Origin of the sequence: Rhizobium sp. CFBP 8752 (assembly GCF_014842035.1) — a bacterium.
Lineage (GTDB): Bacteria > Pseudomonadota > Alphaproteobacteria > Rhizobiales > Rhizobiaceae > Neorhizobium > Neorhizobium soli.
In genome coordinates this window covers 130140-149227 of sequence record NZ_JACYUZ010000002.1, presented here as the reverse complement: position 1 = coordinate 149227, position 19088 = coordinate 130140, and the positions used below count along the sequence as shown (strand labels likewise).

Sequence of the window (19088 nt, the reverse complement as noted above, 5' to 3'; positions counted from 1 at the left end):
CGTTCTCAAGGGGACGCGTCGCCGAAATCACCGAACGCGGTCCAGCCGCCGTCGACCGGCAGCACCACGCCGGTGATCGCCGATGCCGCTGGAGAGGCTAGAAAATTGACGGCGGCCGCCACCTCCTCGGCCATGATCAGTCGCCCGATCGGCGTGCGGCGGCGAAGCGTTGGCAGATCGATCCGGCCTGCGGCCGCCAGCTTTTCCACCAGCGCCGTCTGCACGAAAGCCGGCGCAACGGCATTGACCCGCACACTACGCCCAGCCCACTCGCAGGCCATCGCCCGCGTCATGGCAACGATCCCGGCCTTGGCAGCACCATAGGCATTGCGCTTGGGAAGACCCGTCAGTCCCGCGATCGAGGACAAATTGACGATTGCGCCATCGCTACGCGCGACCATGCCACACGCTACTTCCCGCGACATCAGAAACGTGCCGGCCAAATGCACGTCGAGGACGCGACGGAACGCCTCTATCCCCTGCTCCAGCGTTGGCAGGTGAATGTCGCCGATCCCGGCATTGTTGACCAGCACATCGAACGGCGCTGAACCAGCGACCGCTTCCACCTGCGCCTCATCGGTCACATCGCAGGCCATGCCGCGATGGACATCGCCCAATTCGGCCGCCCGCTCAGCAGCCTTATCGCCGTCGATATCGGCAATGGTGATGCGGTGGCCGCTGTGAGCAAGCGCTCGCGCAATTGCCAGGCCGATCCCGTCGGCGCCGCCGGTGACGAGGGCTTCACGCATAACCAGGCCTCGGTACCAGTCCCATCAGCGATTGCGATAGTCCCCCGTCGACGAGGATGTCCTGTCCCGTGATATAGGATGCGCGCGGCGAGGCGAGGAACAAAGCCGCATCTGCCAGATCTTCAGGGCTTGCGATACGGCGGATGGGGACCATGGCTTCGCGCCGGGCCTTGACCTGCGGATCGGCGTAGAAGGTTTCGGAAAGCGCCGTGCGCACCAGTCCCGGGCTCAACGTATTCGAGCGGATGCCCTTCGGTCCCCATTCATAGGCAAGCTGGCGCGACAGCATCAGGATTGCCGCCTTCGATGCGGAATAGGCGCCGCTTGCGGGCTGAGGGTAGCTGCCGGAGATGCTCGCCACATGCACCAAGGCGCCCCGTCCGCGGGACATCATGCCGCGACCGAACGCCTGCGCAGTCACAAGATAACCCGTGAGGTTGACGGAAAGCATCGCCGACCAGTCGGCCTCGGAGACGCTTTCGAGCGGGCCGGGCCGCAGAATTCCGGCGTTGTTGATCAGGATATCGGCGCCTCCCTGCGCCTCGACCGCCGCCGCCGCTGCGGCAACGTCGTCTGCCCGCGACACATCACAGGGAAGCGAAAAACTGCCCGTACCCAGTTCAACAGCGAGCGACGCCGTCTGCGCCTCGTCACGGTCGAGCAGCACGACCCGCACACCTTCCGCAGCGAAGGCGCGCGCCAGCCCCTGACCGATGCCGCCTCCGGCGCCGGTGATGACGGCCGTCTTTCCCTCCAGTCCAAGCCAGCTCATGCCGCGTCTCCCTCCCCCGTCGCCCCCGGTGCGATCCCTGCGAGATAGCGCCCGGTGATCCAGCCGAATGTCATTGCCGGGCCGAGCGTGATGCCGGCCCCTGGATAATTTCCGCCCATGATCGAGGCCCGGTCGTTGCCAACCGCAAACAGGCCATCGATCACCCGGCCATCCCGATCGACGACCGCGCCCTCCACTGTGGTTTTTAGTCCGTCGAACGTTCCGAGGTCGCCGATTTCCAGCCGGACGGCGTAGAACGGCCCATGCTCGAGAGGCGCAACCGAAGGGTTGGGCTTGTGGTCGGGATCGGCAAGGTATCGGTTGAAGGTCGTCTCGCCGCGATGGAACTGTTCGTCCCGTCCGTGCCTGGCCCCCCGGTTGAATTCGGCGACGGTCGCATCCAGACCCGTCGCGTCGATCGCGCAAGCCGCGGCAAGATCGGCAAGTGTCTTTCCCTTCTTGAGGTAGCCGTTTCGCAGCCACGGCAGAAGCGGCACCGGCGCCGGCTTTGCGTGACCAAGACCATACTTGCGGATCGCCCGATGATCGCAGATCAGCCACGCGCCCCCCTCGCCCGCCGCAACCATGGCAGCGCCGACATCGTGGTAGCTCTCACTCTCATTGGTAAATCGCCGACCATTGGACAGAACGGCGATCATGCCCGGCTTGTAGCGATCGAGCAGATGCGGAAACAGGCCTTTGCCGGGCACACGGCTGATCGGCATCCACGCGGCCGGCTGGGCGAATTCGGCATCGAATGCGCCGCCTGCCTCCTCGCCGAGACGGATGCCGTCACCTTTATTGCCCTCCGGTACCGGCGAAAAATGCTCACCGCCTGCCTTGAGATGGGCGTAGATCCCGGCTCGCCTCGCGAGATCCTGCGCATATCCTCCGCAGGCAAGGACTACGCCCCGCCGGGCGATGATACGGCCGGGTGACGCGCCACCGACCTCGACGCCGGTGATACGACCACCGTCCTTGGTCAGCCGCAGCGCCGGCGTCTCGGTCAGGATCGGAATGTCGAGATCGAGACAGGCCGCGGCCAGCCGCGCTGCCAGCGCGTTGCCGCTCGTGACCTGGACGCCGCGGCCGTGACGCACAACCTCGCCGGCATGCGCGACAAGGCGTTTCATCACGTAGGAAAACGAGGTCAGCGATTTGGTGGCGTTGAAGAAATGCCGGATATCGGCATTGGACGAGTTGAACATCATGCCCATGAACGTGATCGAGCCGAGCGGCGGCCGCAGCCGCGCAAGATCGCTGCCGAGCACGCTGCTGTCGAAAGGCGCCGCCAGCACCGAGCGCCCGACATCGACGCCGCCATCCACCGTCGGGTGATAGTCCGGGTAAAGCGTCGGGACGAATTTCACCACCGTCTCGCGTTCGAACCAGTCGAGCATTTTCGGACCGGCCTCGAGAAACGCGTCGATCGTTTGCGCGTCGAACCAGTTCCCGGTCTCGGCCTTGAGGTAACGGCGCGCCGCGTCGCGCGTATCGCTCGGGTTGTTCGATTTCCCGTGCCGGTTTCCGGGTATCCACAGCACGCCACCCGAAAACGCCGTCGTGCCTCCGAACACAGGCTCCTTCTCGATCACGATCACGGACAGGCCGTGTTTCCTCGCCGTGATCGCGGTGGCAAGCCCTCCCGCGCCCGACCCGACGACCAGCACGTCACAGACGTGCCCCTCCTCCTTCTTCGGCTCCATCCGCTTCTCCCGGTCGCGTTTGATGGAGATCTTGCTAACCCGCATACCGGGGATGACCAATGGACGCCGTCGCGCAATTGTTGCACTATTTGGCAGGGAGATAATGAGGAGGACACATGGGAAGCTTGGCCGCAGGCGGCATTCCGCTTTACTATCTCTATGGCGATCAGGGTGCCGACGTCGATCTGGACTTCCTGCATATCGAACCCCTGCGTGACCGCAGCGGGCCAAACGATTGGAGAATTCGTCCGCATGCTCATCCGGACCATATGCAGGTTCTGCTGGTCAGAGAGGGGGGTGGAACGATCCGCATGGAGGATCAAATCTCATTCATACCCGCGCCTGCGATCATGGTCGTTCCAGCCGGAATTGTTCACCAGATCGATTTTGATCCGGGGACTGACGGCTACGTGGTGACGGCCGCACTCGGTTGCCTGAAGGCAGCGTCAAGCTCGGACCCGCGGCTCGAAACGGCCGCATCGAGACCGGCAGTCTACCCGATCGAAGGAACCGGCGTCAGCATTCCGGCCGTCGTCGATACGTTTCACTGGCTGCATCGGGAATTCATCTGGTCGGCACCCGGCCGGCGCATATCGATGATGGCGCACTACATGCGGCTGCTCGTGATCGTGCTGAGGCTTAACATCACCCATGACGAGACCGGTATATCCACGCCAGACCGGGGTTATGATCTGCTTTTGCGCTACAGGGCCCTTCTGGAACGCCACTTCCGGACGGAGCGATCCTTAACCTTCTATGCGAAAGAGCTGGCGGCGACGCAGGCGCGGCTCAATGCGGCCTGCAAGGCGCGCGCCGGCAAGACCGCGTCGGACCTGCTCTACGAGCGGCTGTTGATGGAAGCCAAGCGCTACCTCGTCTATACCGAGAGCAGCGTAGCCCAGGTGGCACATATGACCGGTTTTGACGACCCCGCCTATTTCAACCGCTTCTTTACCCAGCGTGTCGGGATCTCTCCGGGGACCTATCGCAAACAGGCGGCACGACACGACAGCTAATAGGCTCAATTGTCCAATCTCTTGCAGACCTTATCCATGTTCACGGGCGGTCCGGCGTGCCAGACTGACGCGATGGGAGACGGTGATGATCCACGAATGGCGAACCTATCAGCTAAAGCCGGGCGCAACCGGCGAGTACCTCGCGCTGCTTGCAGACCTCGGGCTTCCGCTTGTGACACGGCACTTGCCGCTTCTTGGCTACTGGCAAGCGGAAACCGGTCCTCTGAATGTGATCCACCATCTCTGGACCTATGCGGACTGGGCTGAACGCGAAGCATGCCGCGCCGCACTCTCGAATGAAGAGGCTTGGGTAAACGGCTTCATCCCCCAGGCTTTCCCGATGGTGTTGCAGCAGCATAACTATCTGGCGACGCTTGGGCGCGGATCACCCGTTTTCGACACGGCCGTCGCCGACCGTCACCGGCAGCATGGCCCACGGCCCGCAGGCACGCCCTTGTTTGCCCCTGACTGTGCAGGATTGGTGACCGGCCATGCGCCGCCTGATGCGGTCGCGCTGCTCGAGCCGTTTTCCGGTTCGACAGAAGGTCCTCTTGCCCTGCTTCCACGTCACGCTGATCCGTTGAGGTACGTCGGTGGGTATGACGGACAGCACACCGTGCTGCGCCCCTTGTCGTTTTCGCCGCTTTGAACGCTGTGCAAATTGCCGCTACACCTGCGCAAATGTCTCTTTCAGTTTCAAGCCGAGCGTTACCGCACGCGCTATCATCAGGACCATCATCGCTGTCCACAACCCTTCATTTCCCCAGACCTGCTGCAGACCATAAGCGGTGGCGATGAAGATGCCGGTGGAGATGATCATGCTGTTGCGCATATCTCGGGCACGCATGGCTCCGATCATGATGCCATCAAGCATGAAGCTGGTCACGGAAACGAGCGGCAACGCGATCAGGAAGGGAAGCAGGGCAATGGCGGCGGTACGAACATCTTCCTGATCGGTGAGGAGCGAGATGATCGATGGGCCAGCGAAGGCGTAAACAACTGAAAACAGAAACGCCACCAGACCCGACCACACAAACGCGGCCTTGACCACCTGGGCAAGCGCTTTTTTTTGCCGCGCGCCGATGACTGAACCGACCAGGGTTTCAGTGGCGTTCGCAAACCCGTCCAACCCATAGGATGTAAAGCCGTGGAGGTTGAGAAGGATGGCATTGGCGGCGAGGATCGTGTCGCCTTCCTTGGCACCGCTGCGGGCAAACCAGCCGAAACAGAGCAGAAGGAAGAAGCTTCGCAGAAAGATGTCCCGGTTTACCGCGACCAGCCGTCGAAGCGCCAACCCGTCCAGCAGCTCCTTCATCCGCACTGCGGGATGCGCACCGAATGGCTTGATGATGAAGAGGCCTGCGATCAAGGCCACCCATTCGGCAAGGGCGGTCCCCGCCCCTATCCCGGCGACACCCCAGTCGAAAACAAGAACCAGCGTGAGAGTTGCGAGCAAGTTGACGATATTAAGGGCGACTTGTAGCGCCAGTGAGATCATCACGCGCTGGCAACCGAGAAGGTAGCCGAGAAGGACAAAATTTCCGAGCGTCGCAGGCGCTGACCAGATTCTGGCGAATGCATAATCCGACGCGCTCCGGTAGACCGCTTCACTGCCGCCGAGGAATCCGAGTCCGATCTCGATGATCGGCTTTTGCAGCAGGATGATCACGGCACCGCCGGCAGCGGCGATAAGCAGCGCCCGAAACAGATGCATGCGCATGAGCGTGCTATCTTTGGCACCCCACGCCTGGGAGACCAGACCGGTCGTTGCCATGCGCAGAAAACTGAAACTCCAGAAAAGGAAATTGAACAGCACGCCGCTCAGCGCGACCCCGCCGAGAAAGAAAGACCCCGGGAGATGTCCCGCCACCATCGTATCGACAAGTGACAGGATCGGCTGACCCAGATTTGCGAGAATGATGGGAAGCGCCAGAAAGACCATCCGACGGTTCCAGTTTTCATTTGCTCCCTGTTCCGGCAAGATGGTCATAAGCCGAAAGGGCCTAAGCAGAAGAGCTTCGCCTGCCCTAAAGTCTTGATCGACATCGTATTGCCCCCATCGGTCGGCTTTTTGTTGGACCTCATGTTGGCTTCACCAGTCCATGACGACCTTTCCGGAATTGCCGGAGCGCATGGCCTCGAACCCGTCTCTGAAGGAGTCGATGCCGATGCGATGGGTAATGAGAGGCGAAAGGTCGAGGCCGCCCTGCACGAAGGCGATCATCTTGTACCAGGTCTCGAACATTTCCCGCCCATAGATGCCCTTGAGATTGAGCATCTTGAAGATCACTTTGTTCCAGTCGATCTCGAACCCGGTCGGCGCGATGCCGAGAATGGCAATCTTGCCGCCATTGTTCATCTTGTCGATCATGTCGCGGAAGGCGGGGGCCGCGCCCGACATTTCCAAACCGACATCGAAGCCCTCGGTCATACCGATGCGCTTCATCACGTCCGACAGGTTTGCCTTGGACGCATCGACGACGTGGTCGATGCCGAGCTTTTCGGCAAGTGCCAGGCGCACCGGGTTGATGTCGGTGATCACGACCTTGCGGGCGCCGGAGCGCTTGGCAACCATCGCACCCATGATGCCGATCGGACCGGCTCCGGTCACCAGGACGTCCTCGCCGACCAGATCGAAGGAGAGAGCGGTGTGCACGGCGTTGCCGAACGGATCGAAGATCGCGGCAATCTCGTCCGGCACATCATCCGGGATCGGCACGACATTGTCTTCGGGAATGCAGACGAATTCGGCAAAAGATCCGGGCCGGTGGACACCCACGCCCAACGTGTTGCGGCAAAGGTGTCCGCGCCCCGCGCGGCAATTGCGGCATTTGCCGCAAACGATATGTCCCTCGCTGGAGACGCGCGCGCCGACCTGGACCTTGGTGACCGCAGAGCCCACCTGCGCGATCTCCCCGCAGAACTCGTGGCCGACGACCATCGGCACCGGAATGGTTTTTTGGGCCCAACTGTCCCAGTTCCAGATATGAACGTCGGTGCCGCATATCGCGGACTTCTTCACCCGGATCAGCACGTCGTTGGGGCCGGGGTCCGGAACAGGGATATGCTCCATCCAGAGACCGGTTTCGGCTTTCGACTTGACGAGGGCGCGCATCATGTTGGTCATCGAAAAATTCCTGTCAATGAGTTGGATCGGTTCGGGCCGGGCGTCTACTCGATCACGCGCAGTTCCCTGCCGACCTCTTCGAACGCCGCAATGGCCCGGCGCACATCGTCCTCACTATGCGCCGCAGACATCTGGGTGCGGATACGGGCCTGGCCTTTGGGTACGACCGGGAAGGCGAAGCCGACGACGTAGACACCCTTTTCCAGCATCCTCGCCGCCATGTCCTGCGCCAGCGACGCATCGCCGAGCATGACGGGAATGATCGGATGCCCCTCGCCCGCCAACGTGAACCCAAGCTTGCTCATTTCATCGCGGAAGAGGCGGGAATTGGCTTCTAGCCGGGCGCGCAATGCGTCACCATTGTCGATCAGGTCAAACACCTTCAGCGAGGCGCTCGCAATCACGGGAGCGAGGGTGTTGGAAAACAGATAGGGACGCGAGCGCTGGCGCAACCAGTCGACCACTTCCTTCTTGCCGGACGTATAGCCGCCGGATGCACCGCCAAGCGCCTTGCCGAGCGTGCCGGTGATGATATCCACCCTGCCCTCGACGCCGCAATGTTCCGCCGAGCCGCGACCGTGCTTGCCGACGAAGCCAACCGCGTGGCTGTCATCGACCATGACCATGGCGCCATATTTCTCGGCGAGGTCGCAGACGCCCGCAAGATTGGCGATGATGCCGTCCATCGAAAACACGCCGTCTGTGGCGATCATCTTGAACCGGCTGCCTTCGGCCTTTTTCAGTTCCTCCTCCAGCGCCGCCATGTCGTTATTGGCGTAGCGGAAGCGTTTCGCCTTGGAGAGGCGCACTCCGTCGATGATCGAAGCGTGGTTGAGTGCGTCCGATATGATCGCGTCCTCCTCGCCGAGAAGCGTCTCGAACAATCCACCATTGGCATCAAAGCAGGACGAATAGAGGATCGTATCCTCCAATCCCAGAAACTTCGAAATCCGGTCTTCGAGCTGCTTGTGCTCTTCCTGCGTCCCGCAGATGAAACGCACAGATGCCATGCCGTAGCCGTAACGATCCAGCGCGTTCTTGCCGGCCTCCACCAGTTCGGCGTTGTCGGCAAGGCCCAGATAATTGTTGGCGCAAAAATTCAAAACCTTGCGACCAGATGCGACTTCGATCTCGCCGGCCTGTTTGGAAACGATCACCCGCTCGGTCTTGTAGAGACCCGAAGACCTCAGACCCGCAAGTTCGGTGGAGAGATGTGCGAGGAACGCGTTGCTCATTGTGAATGCAACCTTGTTTGCCTCCGACGCATCCGCGTCGCGGCTTGGAGAAATTCGGATATGGGACAGGAGAAGCGCGTTGACGCTCCTACCTCCCCGTCCTCGACCTTAAGCCGCTCGGTTGGTTTGCCGAACGGTGAAGCATAGATCGAAGGCTTACGATGGTCACGCGGCCGAGGGTGCGAACCCGTTTTGGCAAAGGGTCTTTAAATCATCCAATGACATTACGTCTAGATCAAGCGCGTTGAGAAGATCGTTCTCAGCCGCGAAATCACGTCCGTACATGGTTGAGAAGATCCGGACACCGGCTTCGTGGAGCTCCGCTGGAGAATCGGCGAGACGGCCAAGTTTCGCCGTCATCACCAAGCCAAATGGGACGTCTTCCGTCACATAACGGCTGTCGGCCGTACTCGGACCCGTACCGCCATTACCGGCCTCGTGCATTTCCTGGTTCATTTGCGAAATCGAAAGGCGACCGAGGACCAGCCGGATTTAAGAGAGCATTTCGTTCTACAATGGATGTTAAGATCAGCTGTACCGACCACCCCCCCTCTGAAGGGCGACTAATACTTCTGTGCCGGACTGCTGATGGTAAACAACTCGTCAATTCTCGTTTGCCTTGCAGTTAATTTCACCCGTGATCGGATCTTCTTTGTCATTGAGTACGACCGCAACGAGAACCCGCTTGCCCCTCTTGTCCCAGTTCTTGAGCCAAACCTATTGTTGGTAATGGAGCAAGTCCTCAGGCCAGGGAACCGGATATGCGCCCATACGATCTAACCCATCGCGGGAACTCTCTGCTGCCATAACGCTGAAATCAAGGTTCTAAGGTATGGCACATCGTTGGCTCAAGCATAATGCGAAAACCTTTTCGCCACTTAGTAGTCCCTCGATGTCTGCTTGAAGCCGGGAGCGTCAAGTCCGTTATTGGGCGTCGAAAAAGAAAATCGCACCGCAACGCTATAACAAACTGTGCCAACGCGATGCTGGCGCCGAGAACTTCGGCCGTTCACCCACTAATCCGGACCTCATCACACCCGCAGCGCGCCGGGGGTGAGGCCGTCTTCCCGGCGCATGATGGCCGTCAGGTGGCTTTGGCTGGAGAAGCCGCAGGTAAGTGCGATCTCTGCCAGGGGCAGCGGTCCGTTGACGATCAGTGCACGGGCCTCGTCGAGGCGAAGTCGGGTGAAGTACTGGTGCGGGCTCGTGCCCGTCCGACGCCTGAACGAGCGAAGCAGCTGACTCGACGAAAGCCCAACCAGCGAGGCCAGGTCCTCGAGCCTGACACCCAGTGTGAGATGCGCCTGCATGTGATCGCGCACCTGCCGGAACTGCCGATCAGACAGCCCACCCAGATCCTTCTGTGGCCGGGCTACGCCATATTGCCGGATGAGGTGGATGCCAAGCAGGTTGAGGAGCGAATCCAGCTCGAGGCCGGCCATCGTGCCATGCGTGCCTGAACGCAGTTCGTCGCGCAGCATGCCACCGATCAACCCGACACGCCGGTCGACGACCGGCAAGGCATCCGCGACGACTGTTGCGGCCGGCAGATCGAGGTCGGACTGGGCGAGACCGTCGAGCCATGGCTGCGACAGCGAGAATGCCGCCACTTCCTTGGGCTCATGCCAGCGCGCCCAGTAGTCTGCGCCTGCCGGAACGATTTCACAGCATCCGCTCGCAGCCGAGGCGGTGCGGATCCGCGTCCCGCCAAGGCGTGACTCGCGGTTGCTGAAGGGCTTGAACGACAAGAGCACGAGATGATGGGGGATCGACTGGCTGATCTCGCCGGCGTTCCGCCGGTTCCACGCCGCCGTCCCGAAATCGGACCGGACGAGCCGACCCCAGTTCGGCACCGGCGTGTCGGCAGTGGCGACATGCGGTGCTTCGGGCAGAATAGCATCTGACATGGCTGTTTCCCGTCCAGCGTGCGGATTTACTAACAACGATGCGCGTATCCTGAAAGCCGCACCCCCTCCATGTCGCCTATTCCTTGATCATCAACAAGGAGAAAGACAATGACGACCAGCGACATGATCAAAAATAACGACGGCCAGGTTGCAGTGGTGATGGGTGCAACACGCAACCAGGGTCGGGCCTATGCCGTCATGCTGGCGCGCAACGGCTGCCGCGGCGTGGCCGTCCACTATCACGGCGAGGCCTCCCGCGGCGAAGCGGAAGAAACTGCCGCCGAGATCAAGCATCACGGTGCCGAACCCCTCCTGTTCAGCGCCGACCTGACCCAGGTCGCCGATGTCGCGAGATTGTTCGACGCGGTCGACAAGTCGTTCGGCCAGCTCGACATCGTGGTGAACACGGTCGGCAAGGTGGTCAAGAAGCCATTTGTCGAGATCACCGAGGCCGACTTCGACCAGAGCTTCGCAATCAACAGCAAGGCGGCGTTCTTCTGCATGCAGGAAGCCGCAAAAAGGATCGCCGACAACGGCCGTATCATCAACATCGGCACGACGCTGCAGGCGGCAACGACCGGGCTATACGCGATCTATGCGGGCTCCAAGGCGCCGCTCGAACACTTCACGCGCGCGCTTGCCAAGGAGATCGGCCACCGGGGCGTCACCGTCAACACCGTAGCACCCGGCCCGCTCAACACCTCCTTCTTCTACCCGGTGGAAAGCGCGGAATCGAAGGCCTTCCTCTCCGGCATGAGCCCGCAGAACCGGCTCGGCGAAATCGACGAGATCACGCCGCTGATCGAGTTCCTGGTCAGCCCGGGCGGCAGTTGGGTCACCGCGCAGACCCTCTTCATCAACGGCGGCTTCATCGCCCGCTGATCCCTCGACTGCACGCAACAAGGCTGACGGCCCATCGATCAGGACGTCAGCCGGCATCCAACCCGCCTGAGGCAGCGCGAACTTGATCAGGTGTGGCCCGCTATCGCGACCCATCCTATCTTTTGGTCTGCATGCCCGCGACGAACCATATGATCGGTTCATCAGCAGCGTTGGGATCAGGCGGCCGTTCTTGCTATGTCGCAAATGCTCAGAGTAACTGCCTTAAGCAGCTGTTCGAATACCTAAGGGTGCAGGAGCAGCAATGCACATCCATTGATCTGTTACACACCACAAATTTTGGGCGACTGGCCCTATACTCTGGAGGTATCCGCCATCAGAGAGATTGGCACCTTGGGGAGAGAGAGATGCATCCGGCCGAAACGTTCGAACTGGTTTTCACCCTGCTTCTCGCGATCCTCGCCCTGCACTGGTTTGCCGAACGCGCCAAGCTTCCGCCATCTGTCGCCCTTCTCGTCGGCGGCGGGGCCCTGGCCTTCCTTCCCGGACTGCCGGTGATCGAGCTGGATCCCGAGCTGGTTCTCGTGCTTTTCCTGCCGCCGCTCCTGATGGACGGGGCCTATTATACCGCGCTTGCCGCCTTCCGCCGCCACAGCGCCGGCATTCTGTCGCTGGCCATCGGCGCGGTCGTCTTCACCACCCTGGTGGTGGGACTTGTTGTCCACTGGCTGGTCCCGGCGCTGCCCTGGGCCGCCTGTTTCGCCCTTGGCGCCATTGTTTCGCCACCGGATGCCGTCTCGGCACGGGCGGTTCTGCAGCGCGTGAAGCTTCCCCGCAGGCTGACAACGCTTCTCGAGGGTGAAAGCCTCCTGAACGACGCCAGCGGCTTGGTGCTTTTCCGCTTCGCTGTCGCGGCAGCCCTGACGGGAAGTTTTGATGCCGTGGATGCGAGCCTCGAGTTCGGCTTCCTGGCGATTGGCGGCGTCATGGTCGGCGCCGTCGTGGGTGGGGCCTGGACCTTCCTCCTCCGACGGCTGGGCGACGAGACCCTGATGATCCTTGCCTCCCTGATCCTCGGCTGGGCCGCCTATCTGGCTGGCGAAGCGATCCACGTCTCGGGCGTCATCTCCACAGTCACTGCGGGCCTGGTTTTCGGCTGGTACCAGCACGTCGTCTTTACCGCGAGCGTTCGCATACGCGCCGGCGCCTTCTGGCACGTCATGGTGTTCCTGATGGAGGCCATGATCTTCATCCTCATCGGTCTTTCGCTGCGCGGCGTGCTGGAGCGCGTCGGGGGATTCGAGACTGTCCTTGCCACCATGGCGGTTCCGGTCGTGGGCGTGATCGTCGCGATGACGCTGGCGCGTTTCGTCTGGATCTTTGGCTGTGACGCCGTTCTTGCGCTGCTCAACCGGATAGGATTTCCCATCGACGACCCGCTCGGCCCGAGGGCCGCGACGGTGATGAGTTGGGCGGGCATGCGTGGCGTGGTCACCCTCGCTGTTGCCCTGACCGTCCCCGAAACAATGCCAGGTCGCGACCTCATGCTGGTCGCAGCTTTCGCCGCCATTCTCGTCACTGTTCTTCTCCAGGGGACGACGCTTGGGCTGGTTATCCGCGCGGCGAACCTGTCTGATCGGGGCGTGCGCCCGGCATTGAGCCTTGCACAGGCGGAAGCGGCGGTCGCAGCAGCCCAGCTCGTCGCCGTCCGGTCGCAGGCCTATACCGACGACGGAACGCTTGCCCACCCGCGATTGCTCGAGGGCTTCCAGCGGCGCGCCGACCAGGCATTCCAGAACGCGGACGACGAAGACACTTTCGTAGACGAGATCACGGCCCACTACGACCTCGTCCTCGAGGCGGTAAGGGCCGGCCGGGCCGAACTCGTGCGCCTTCATCGCGCCCACCAGATCAGTGACGAAACGCTGCATGACCTGGAGCGGGACCTCGATCTGGAAGAGCTATCGGCGACAGCCGCGAAATCCCTCTGACATGACGCTTGCGGCGTTTACCTCTGTCCAACGTGCTGGACTTAGCGTCCTGCTCGTGTCCCTTCTGATGCCGGAGCCCATGACTTAAAACGATCGCATCACCGGCGATCGACTGCAAATGAAGGAACTATGGTTTTGGAAATCGGAATTGACAGTTTTGCGGCAACCGTCAAGGGTGTCAGCGACATGGATCGCATGGGTTTCCTGCTCGACGAGATCGAGATGGCCGATACGTCTGGCCTCGACGTGTTCGGCATTGGTGAGCACCACCGCAGCGACTATCTCGACAGCGCACCGGCCGTCATCCTTGCCGCCGCCGCCGCGCGGACGAAGTCGATCCGGCTGACCAGCGCGGTAACGGTGCTTGGCGCCGCAGACCCCGTCCGCGTCTTCCAGGAGTTCGCGACGCTGGACCTCATCTCGCGGGGACGGGCTGAAATCGTCGTCGGTCGGGGATCCTCGATCGAGGCCTATCCGCTGTTCGGTCTCGACCTCAACGACTACGATGCCCTGTCGGAGGAAAAGCTGGAACTGCTGCTCGCCCTGCGCGACGAGACCAATGTGACATGGTCCGGCCGGTTTCGTGCGCCACTTGACGGCCAGGGTGTCTACCCACGTCCTGCCCAGCCGAAGATGCCCATATGGCTTGGGGTTGGCGGCACGCCGCAATCCTTCGCCCGTGCCGGGATCCTTGGTCTTCCGCTGATGGTGGCGATTATCGGCGGGGAATTCCGGCGGTTTCGATCGCTGGTCAATCTCTACCGGGAGGCCGGAGCACGCGCCGGGCACGCGCCCGAAGCACTGCGCGTCGGCATTCATGCGCTCGGCTTCGTGGCCGAGACGGACCGCGAGGCGGAGGATCGCTTCTTCCCCGGCTGGCAGGCGATGTTCACCAAGATCGGCCTCGAGCGTGGCTGGGCACCGTCGACGCGCGCGCAGTTCGACAACCTGGTTCGGCCCGGCGGCGCGTTCCTCGTCGGTGATCCCGAAACGGTGGCGGCAAAGATCCGGCAGACGTCCGAGGACCTCGGCGGCATCGACCGGCTGACGTTCCAGATGAGCTCCGCGGCAAGCGACCAGCCGGCGATGCTGCGGTCGATCGAAATGCTCGGCCGCGAGGTGAAGCCACGCCTCTCGGCCTGAGCAAAAGGTCGTTTCTCAAAGCGACGGTTGCCGAGGCGGCCTTTCCGTATCCGCCGGAGGACAAGGCGACGAAAATGCGGGTTCCGACCTACTGAGCCAAAAGGCGCCTGGTCCGTCGGTTATCCGCACGCGTTGCAGGCGGCGTTCAGCCTGAGACTCGGTACCTTTGCGCAAAGTGCACGAAGGCCGAAACCTGTTTTTCCAGGAAGTGACGGGTTTCGGCGTCGGTCAGTTCCAGCGTTTCGCTGTGCACCTTGGCCGCGACATGCCCGATCATGACCTCCGGCTTGTTGAGAACGGCGGCATCCAGATAAACGAGGATCTGTCGGAGATGGTACTGAGCCCGGGCGCCGCCGAGCATACCGGCTGACGCCGTTTGGATGGCCACCGGCTTGCCGGAAAACGGCTGGTTCGGCAGGCGCGAAAGCCAGTCCAGGGCGTTCTTGATGCCACCCGGGACCGAGTAGTTGTACTCGGGCGTGACGATGATTACGCCGTCGGCGAGACGGATCGCCTCACCCATCGCCGTCACCTCCGCAGGGAACCCTGCCGCCTGCACATCCTCGTCATAAAGCGGGAACATGCCGACCGAGCCGAGTGCCGTGATGGTCACGCCCTCGGGGGCGAGAGACGGCAGGGAGCGAGCGATTGCAGCATTGTAGGATTTATGACGCAGGCTTCCGAGAAGGGTCACGAAGTGCAGCGGCTTAGGTTCAAACATGAAGGCTCCAAATGAGAATGCTGACGAAAAGGCGGATCAAACGGGATCAGAATCCAAATTGACCACTTTCGGCAGCTCGATGATGAGATAGTCGAGAAACGCACGCACCGATGGCAGCACGTAATCCCGGAACGGCAGGACGGCGGTGATCTCCGCCTTGCCGGCCAGCCATTCCGGCATGACCCTTTGCAATCTGCCCTCAAGCACGTCTTCCCGGCAGATGTAACCGGGAAGCGCCGCGATCCCGATGCCGTCTGCCGCAGCCTGTTTCAGCATGATCAGGTCGTTGCCCGCCATTCGTGGCTGGACGGGAAGCACCCGGTCGCCGATCACGGGATGGCTGAGCTTCCACACCGTTGCCTGCCCGGGACGGTGCATCGCCAGAAGGTCATGCTCCGATAGGTCGTCCGGTGTCTTCGGTTCGCCGCGACGCTCGATATAGCTCGGCGCTGCGAAAATGAACCAGGGCGCCGGAGAGAGCGTCCGCTGCACCAGGGCCGAATCGGTCATCTGCCCCTCGTGAGCCCGGATCGCGAGATCGAAGGCGCCGCCGATGATGTCCGTCTGCTCGTCGCCCGTGTGCTGGACTAGCTGGATTTTCGGGTGGTCGATCGCGAACTGCGGTATGATCTGCCGCAGGACATAGACCGAGGTCGCGATTGCCGTCGTGAACTTGATGACCCCCGTCGGCTCCTCCAGCCTCTGGCGCACCGCGTTCTCGGCGATGTCGGCGTTTTGAAGCATGACAAGCGCGTGGCGATAGAAGAGAGTGCCCGCTTCGGTCAGCGTCTGCACCCGTGACGTTCGATTGATCAGCCGGACGCCGAGGGCAGCTTCAAGCTGCTGCAGCCGATGGCTGAGTGTCGACTTCGCAACGCCCGTGCTGCGGCTTGCAGCTGTCAGGCCGCCGCTGTCGACGACCTGGACGAAGGTACGGAAATCATTGAGGTCGAGCACGGGTTCAGTCCCTTTACGAGATCGGCGCAAAGACCGCCAAAGGCCGTTTTTGATGGGCCAATTCCAAGGAGACCACGACCAGCATTAGAGAGACGCCCTGACAAGCGCAACCCCGAGATAATCGGCCAGCCCTCTAGATGCCGCCGCAAACGCCGAGAGGTTGATCCCCATCACCACCTCCGAATCGATCCCATCCACCGGGACGAACGACGCCTCGAAGCGGATGCTGGCTTCATCGGCGCTCACGCCGGGACGAACCTGGATCTGGTTCGTCTGCTCGCTGACTGGGATCGGAAACGTCACCATCTGGTAGGTGAGATGACACGCCCCGTCATCACTGGATATCAGCCGCTCGCGGACGGTCGTCCCGTCAGTCGTGACCAGCTCCCGTTCTCCGTCGGCGAGCAGACGGCTTTCACGGGCAATCGGGTTCCACGAGGCGACCGCTGCGAAATCGCGAACGACGGACCAGATCCGTTCCGGGCTTGCGGCAAGGGTCGCGGTATAGACGGCGACATAGCTCTTGCTCATACCCGTGCTCCACCGTTGGCCAGAACGTGCTGCCCCGTCAGCCAGCGTGCCTGGTCGGAAGCTAGGAAGGCGACGACATCGGCGATCTCGTCGGGTTCGCCAAGGCGTCCGAGTGGCGACCCGGCCGCAATCCGGTCACGCTCTTCCTGCGGCGCATCCTTGATGAACTCGGTGTTGGTTGCGCCGGGCATGACCGAGTTTACGGTAATCCCGCGGTGACCCAGCTCTATCGCCAGAACCTCGACGATCAGCTTCGATCCGGCCTTCGAGGCCGCGTGCAGGCCCATGCCCTGTGCCGTGAACGCGGTGGTCGAGGTCGAGATGTCGATAATCCTTCCGCCGTCCCGCACCCACTTGGCCGCCTCCTGGAGCACGAAGAACGAGCCCTTGGCATTGAGACCAAAAATTCGGTCAAAATCCTCTTCCTTCACGTCGACGACCGGCACGCCGATGAACGGCAGCCCGGCATTGGCGACCACGATGTCGAGGCCGCCGAAGGCCGTATCGACCTCGGCAAACAGCCGGCGGATGTCCGCCATATCGGCGACATCGGCTTGAAAGGGACGCGCCACGCCGCCGGCCTCCTCGACGGCCCGCACCGCTTCCGCCGCTTCCTCCGGACGGCTGCGATAATTGATCGCGACCGTTGCGCCCTCGCGGCCGAGCCGTTCACCGATCGCCCGGCCGATGCCGCGCGATGCACCGGTGATCAGCGCCACCTTGCCTATAAGAGATGTCATGAGAATGCTCCTTCGTATGTGGGCGATGATGGGCGAGACCGTCGGCTTGACCGTTCGGTCCGATCGATCAGGCGAGGATGCGCGCGGCGATCCGCTCGGCGACCATGATGGTGGTGACGTTGGTCGGGACCGATGGGATGTCTGGCAGGATGGAGGCGTCGACGACGCGGAGGTTCTCGGTGCCGCGCACGCGCCCGAAGGCATCGACAACGGCGGTCTCGTCGGTGTCTGTCCCCATCGGAACCGTCGAGGTCGGATGCTGGTAAGCCGCGATGTTGGCGATGATATTGGCGCGCAGGTCCGCGTCGCTGTGCACGCCGTCCCCCGGGGCCATCTCGTGATCGACCATGCCCGCGAAAGGCGCGGTTCTGCCGATTTCGCGGGACAGCTTGACCGCCTCCAACATCCTGTCGAGATCGCTCGGGTCGTTGAAGAAATTGTAGTGGATGCGCGGCGCAACGCGCGGGTCTCGCGAGGCCAGGCGGAAGCTGCCGACCGACTTTGGCAGCGTCACCGCAGCCGCGAGAATGATCGCGCCGCCCGTCGGGCTCGCCTTCGGGTCGATGAAGTGGGTCGCGGATACCTGGAGGTCGAGATCGCCGCCGGTCGCTGCCGATGAGCCCGTCCAGACAAGCGCGCCGGCTGCAGGGCTCATGGCCCTGTCGACGGCCTTCAGGGCGTAGACGTTGTAGAAGAACGGGTGGTCCTGGAGACGCGCGCCGACCGGCAAGTCCACCAGAACAGGGATCTTGAGCGCGCTGAGATCGCCGGCAGGGCCGATGCCGGAGCGCAGCAGCATGGCCGGGCTTCCGAACGCCCCGCCCGACAAGATGATCTCGCCGCCGGTCAAAACCTCTCCCGTCACCAGCCGGACGCCGGAGGCCCGATTGCCGCTGAAGACAACGTGATCCACTTCTGTCTCGCCGCGGATGGTGAGGTTCGGGCGGGCGCGAACCTCCTCGGTGAGATAGACGATGCCGGTATTCATCCTCCTCTCGTCGACGACGTTAAGCGGATAGGCCCCTGCCCCGTCCGCAGCCGCGCTGTTGAAATCCGAAACGTCAGCCAGACCCAAGGCCCACGCGGCGTGAACGAAGCCGCGCGAGGACACGGTCAGTTCCTCGAGGGTTCGCTGCCGGACCGGAAAGGGGCCGGATCGACCATGCAGGGTATCGTCGCCGGTCGGGGTGTTTTCCAAAGCCTTGTAAGCGGCCGACACATCGTTCCAGGACCAGCCTTCGATCCCGCGCGCCGCCCAGCGTGCGAAGTCGGACGGCCGTGCCCGCATGGCGACCGTGCCATTGACGGCGGAACTGCCACCGACCACCCTGCCCCGCGGCAATGGAATGTCATGGCCGAGCTTTGTCGTGTCGTCGCTGTGATAGTGCCAATCGTAATCCGGAGTCCCCACAGTGCCGGCATCGGTCAGGCTCTGCGGATAGGCGCTCGGCGCAAAATCAGGCCCCGCTTCCAGCAACAGTACGGTGCGATGAGGATCGGGGCTGAGGCGCGTCGCAAGCACCGCTCCGGCGGACCCGCCTCCCACGATAATCACATTGACCGGTGCCGCTTCGGCATGAGCGTGCGCCAGGCCGATCAGGACAGCGCCCGTTGCTTTGCCGCTTCCAGCCATGAAACGTCTCCTCGTCATTG

18 protein-coding genes are annotated in these 19088 nt (G+C 62.3%); 5 read left to right on the top strand and 13 right to left on the bottom strand.

Annotated features, from left to right (window positions below; all coding sequences use genetic code 11):
• Window positions 1-5: 5 nt before the first annotated feature.
• The 3 genes from IFT59_RS13920 to IFT59_RS13910 are packed head-to-tail and all read right to left on the bottom strand — an operon-like array spanning window position 6 to window position 3227.
• A complete protein-coding gene (locus IFT59_RS13920; RefSeq protein WP_192087250.1) occupies window positions 6-749 on the bottom strand; it encodes an SDR family NAD(P)-dependent oxidoreductase in 744 nt (247 codons plus the stop codon).
• Window positions 742-1521 carry an SDR family NAD(P)-dependent oxidoreductase gene (locus tag IFT59_RS13915; RefSeq protein ID WP_192087249.1) on the bottom strand — a complete coding sequence of 260 codons (780 nt, stop codon included), beginning with the start codon at window positions 1519-1521 and terminating at the stop codon, window positions 742-744. Before IFT59_RS13915 ends, IFT59_RS13920 begins: the two co-directional genes overlap by 8 nt.
• Window positions 1518-3227: an FAD-dependent oxidoreductase gene (locus IFT59_RS13910; protein ID WP_192087248.1), complete on the bottom strand. Its 1710-nt coding sequence runs from the start codon at window positions 3225-3227 to the stop codon at window positions 1518-1520. The genes IFT59_RS13915 and IFT59_RS13910 overlap by 4 nt, the downstream gene beginning before the upstream one ends.
• Window positions 3228-3343: 116 nt before the next feature.
• On the opposite strand from IFT59_RS13910, the gene IFT59_RS13905 reads away from it, so the two are divergent.
• Window positions 3344-4243: a helix-turn-helix domain-containing protein gene (locus tag IFT59_RS13905; protein ID WP_062578250.1), complete on the top strand. Its 900-nt coding sequence runs from the start codon at window positions 3344-3346 to the stop codon at window positions 4241-4243.
• 85 nt (window positions 4244-4328) lie between these two features.
• The gene (locus tag IFT59_RS13900) at window positions 4329-4892 is read left to right on the top strand and encodes an NIPSNAP family protein (RefSeq protein WP_192087247.1); all 564 of its coding nucleotides are present in this window, start codon (window positions 4329-4331) and stop codon (window positions 4890-4892) included.
• An 18-nt stretch (window positions 4893-4910) separates the two neighbouring features.
• On the opposite strand, the gene IFT59_RS13895 is transcribed toward IFT59_RS13900, so the two are convergent.
• The 5 genes from IFT59_RS13895 to IFT59_RS13875 form a co-directional block, all read right to left on the bottom strand.
• Complete coding sequence (locus tag IFT59_RS13895; RefSeq protein WP_197978114.1) at window positions 4911-6185, bottom strand: MATE family efflux transporter; 1275 nt, start codon at window positions 6183-6185, stop codon at window positions 4911-4913.
• Between the two features lie 150 nt (window positions 6186-6335).
• Window positions 6336-7370 carry an L-threonine 3-dehydrogenase gene (gene tdh, locus IFT59_RS13890; RefSeq protein WP_192087245.1) on the bottom strand — a complete coding sequence of 345 codons (1035 nt, stop codon included), beginning with the start codon at window positions 7368-7370 and terminating at the stop codon, window positions 6336-6338.
• A gap of 44 nt (window positions 7371-7414) precedes the next feature.
• Complete coding sequence (locus IFT59_RS13885) at window positions 7415-8605, bottom strand: glycine C-acetyltransferase (protein ID WP_062459309.1); 1191 nt, start codon at window positions 8603-8605, stop codon at window positions 7415-7417.
• Window positions 8606-8770: 165 nt separating this feature from the next.
• Entirely contained in the window at window positions 8771-9061 is a 291-nt protein-coding gene (locus IFT59_RS13880; protein WP_249407594.1) for an NAD/NADP octopine/nopaline dehydrogenase family protein, read from the bottom strand.
• A gap of 575 nt (window positions 9062-9636) precedes the next feature.
• Window positions 9637-10512 (bottom strand): helix-turn-helix domain-containing protein, encoded by an 876-nt coding sequence (locus tag IFT59_RS13875; RefSeq protein ID WP_192087244.1) that lies wholly within the window; start codon window positions 10510-10512, stop codon window positions 9637-9639.
• A 108-nt stretch (window positions 10513-10620) separates the two neighbouring features.
• Here IFT59_RS13875 and IFT59_RS13870 point away from each other — a divergent pair, with 108 nt between their 5' ends.
• From IFT59_RS13870 to IFT59_RS13860, 3 genes are all read left to right on the top strand, one after another.
• Entirely contained in the window at window positions 10621-11394 is a 774-nt protein-coding gene (locus IFT59_RS13870) for an SDR family oxidoreductase (protein ID WP_197978113.1), read from the top strand.
• A 365-nt stretch (window positions 11395-11759) separates the two neighbouring features.
• Entirely contained in the window at window positions 11760-13343 is a 1584-nt protein-coding gene (locus tag IFT59_RS13865; protein WP_192087243.1) for a Na+/H+ antiporter, read from the top strand.
• A gap of 135 nt (window positions 13344-13478) precedes the next feature.
• On the top strand, window positions 13479-14486 hold the full coding sequence (locus tag IFT59_RS13860) for an Atu2307/SP_0267 family LLM class monooxygenase (RefSeq protein ID WP_174197826.1): 1008 nt from the start codon (window positions 13479-13481) through the stop codon (window positions 14484-14486).
• A 145-nt stretch (window positions 14487-14631) separates the two neighbouring features.
• Here the strand turns inward: IFT59_RS13860 and IFT59_RS13855 are convergent, their stop codons facing one another.
• The 5 genes from IFT59_RS13855 to IFT59_RS13835 all read right to left on the bottom strand — a co-directional run bounded on the left by IFT59_RS13855 (window position 14632) and on the right by IFT59_RS13835 (window position 19068).
• Window positions 14632-15207 (bottom strand): NADPH-dependent FMN reductase, encoded by a 576-nt coding sequence (locus IFT59_RS13855; RefSeq protein WP_174197827.1) that lies wholly within the window; start codon window positions 15205-15207, stop codon window positions 14632-14634.
• 36 nt (window positions 15208-15243) lie between these two features.
• Window positions 15244-16164 (bottom strand): LysR substrate-binding domain-containing protein, encoded by a 921-nt coding sequence (locus IFT59_RS13850; RefSeq protein ID WP_192087242.1) that lies wholly within the window; start codon window positions 16162-16164, stop codon window positions 15244-15246.
• An 84-nt stretch (window positions 16165-16248) separates the two neighbouring features.
• Window positions 16249-16695 carry an SRPBCC family protein gene (locus tag IFT59_RS13845; RefSeq protein ID WP_192087241.1) on the bottom strand — a complete coding sequence of 149 codons (447 nt, stop codon included), beginning with the start codon at window positions 16693-16695 and terminating at the stop codon, window positions 16249-16251.
• The gene (locus IFT59_RS13840; RefSeq protein WP_062460066.1) at window positions 16692-17435 is read right to left on the bottom strand and encodes an SDR family oxidoreductase; all 744 of its coding nucleotides are present in this window, start codon (window positions 17433-17435) and stop codon (window positions 16692-16694) included. Before IFT59_RS13840 ends, IFT59_RS13845 begins: the two co-directional genes overlap by 4 nt.
• A 67-nt stretch (window positions 17436-17502) precedes the next feature.
• Window positions 17503-19068, bottom strand: coding sequence for a GMC family oxidoreductase (locus IFT59_RS13835; RefSeq protein WP_197978111.1), 1566 nt, complete (start codon window positions 19066-19068; stop codon window positions 17503-17505).
• Window positions 19069-19088 lie beyond the last annotated feature (20 nt).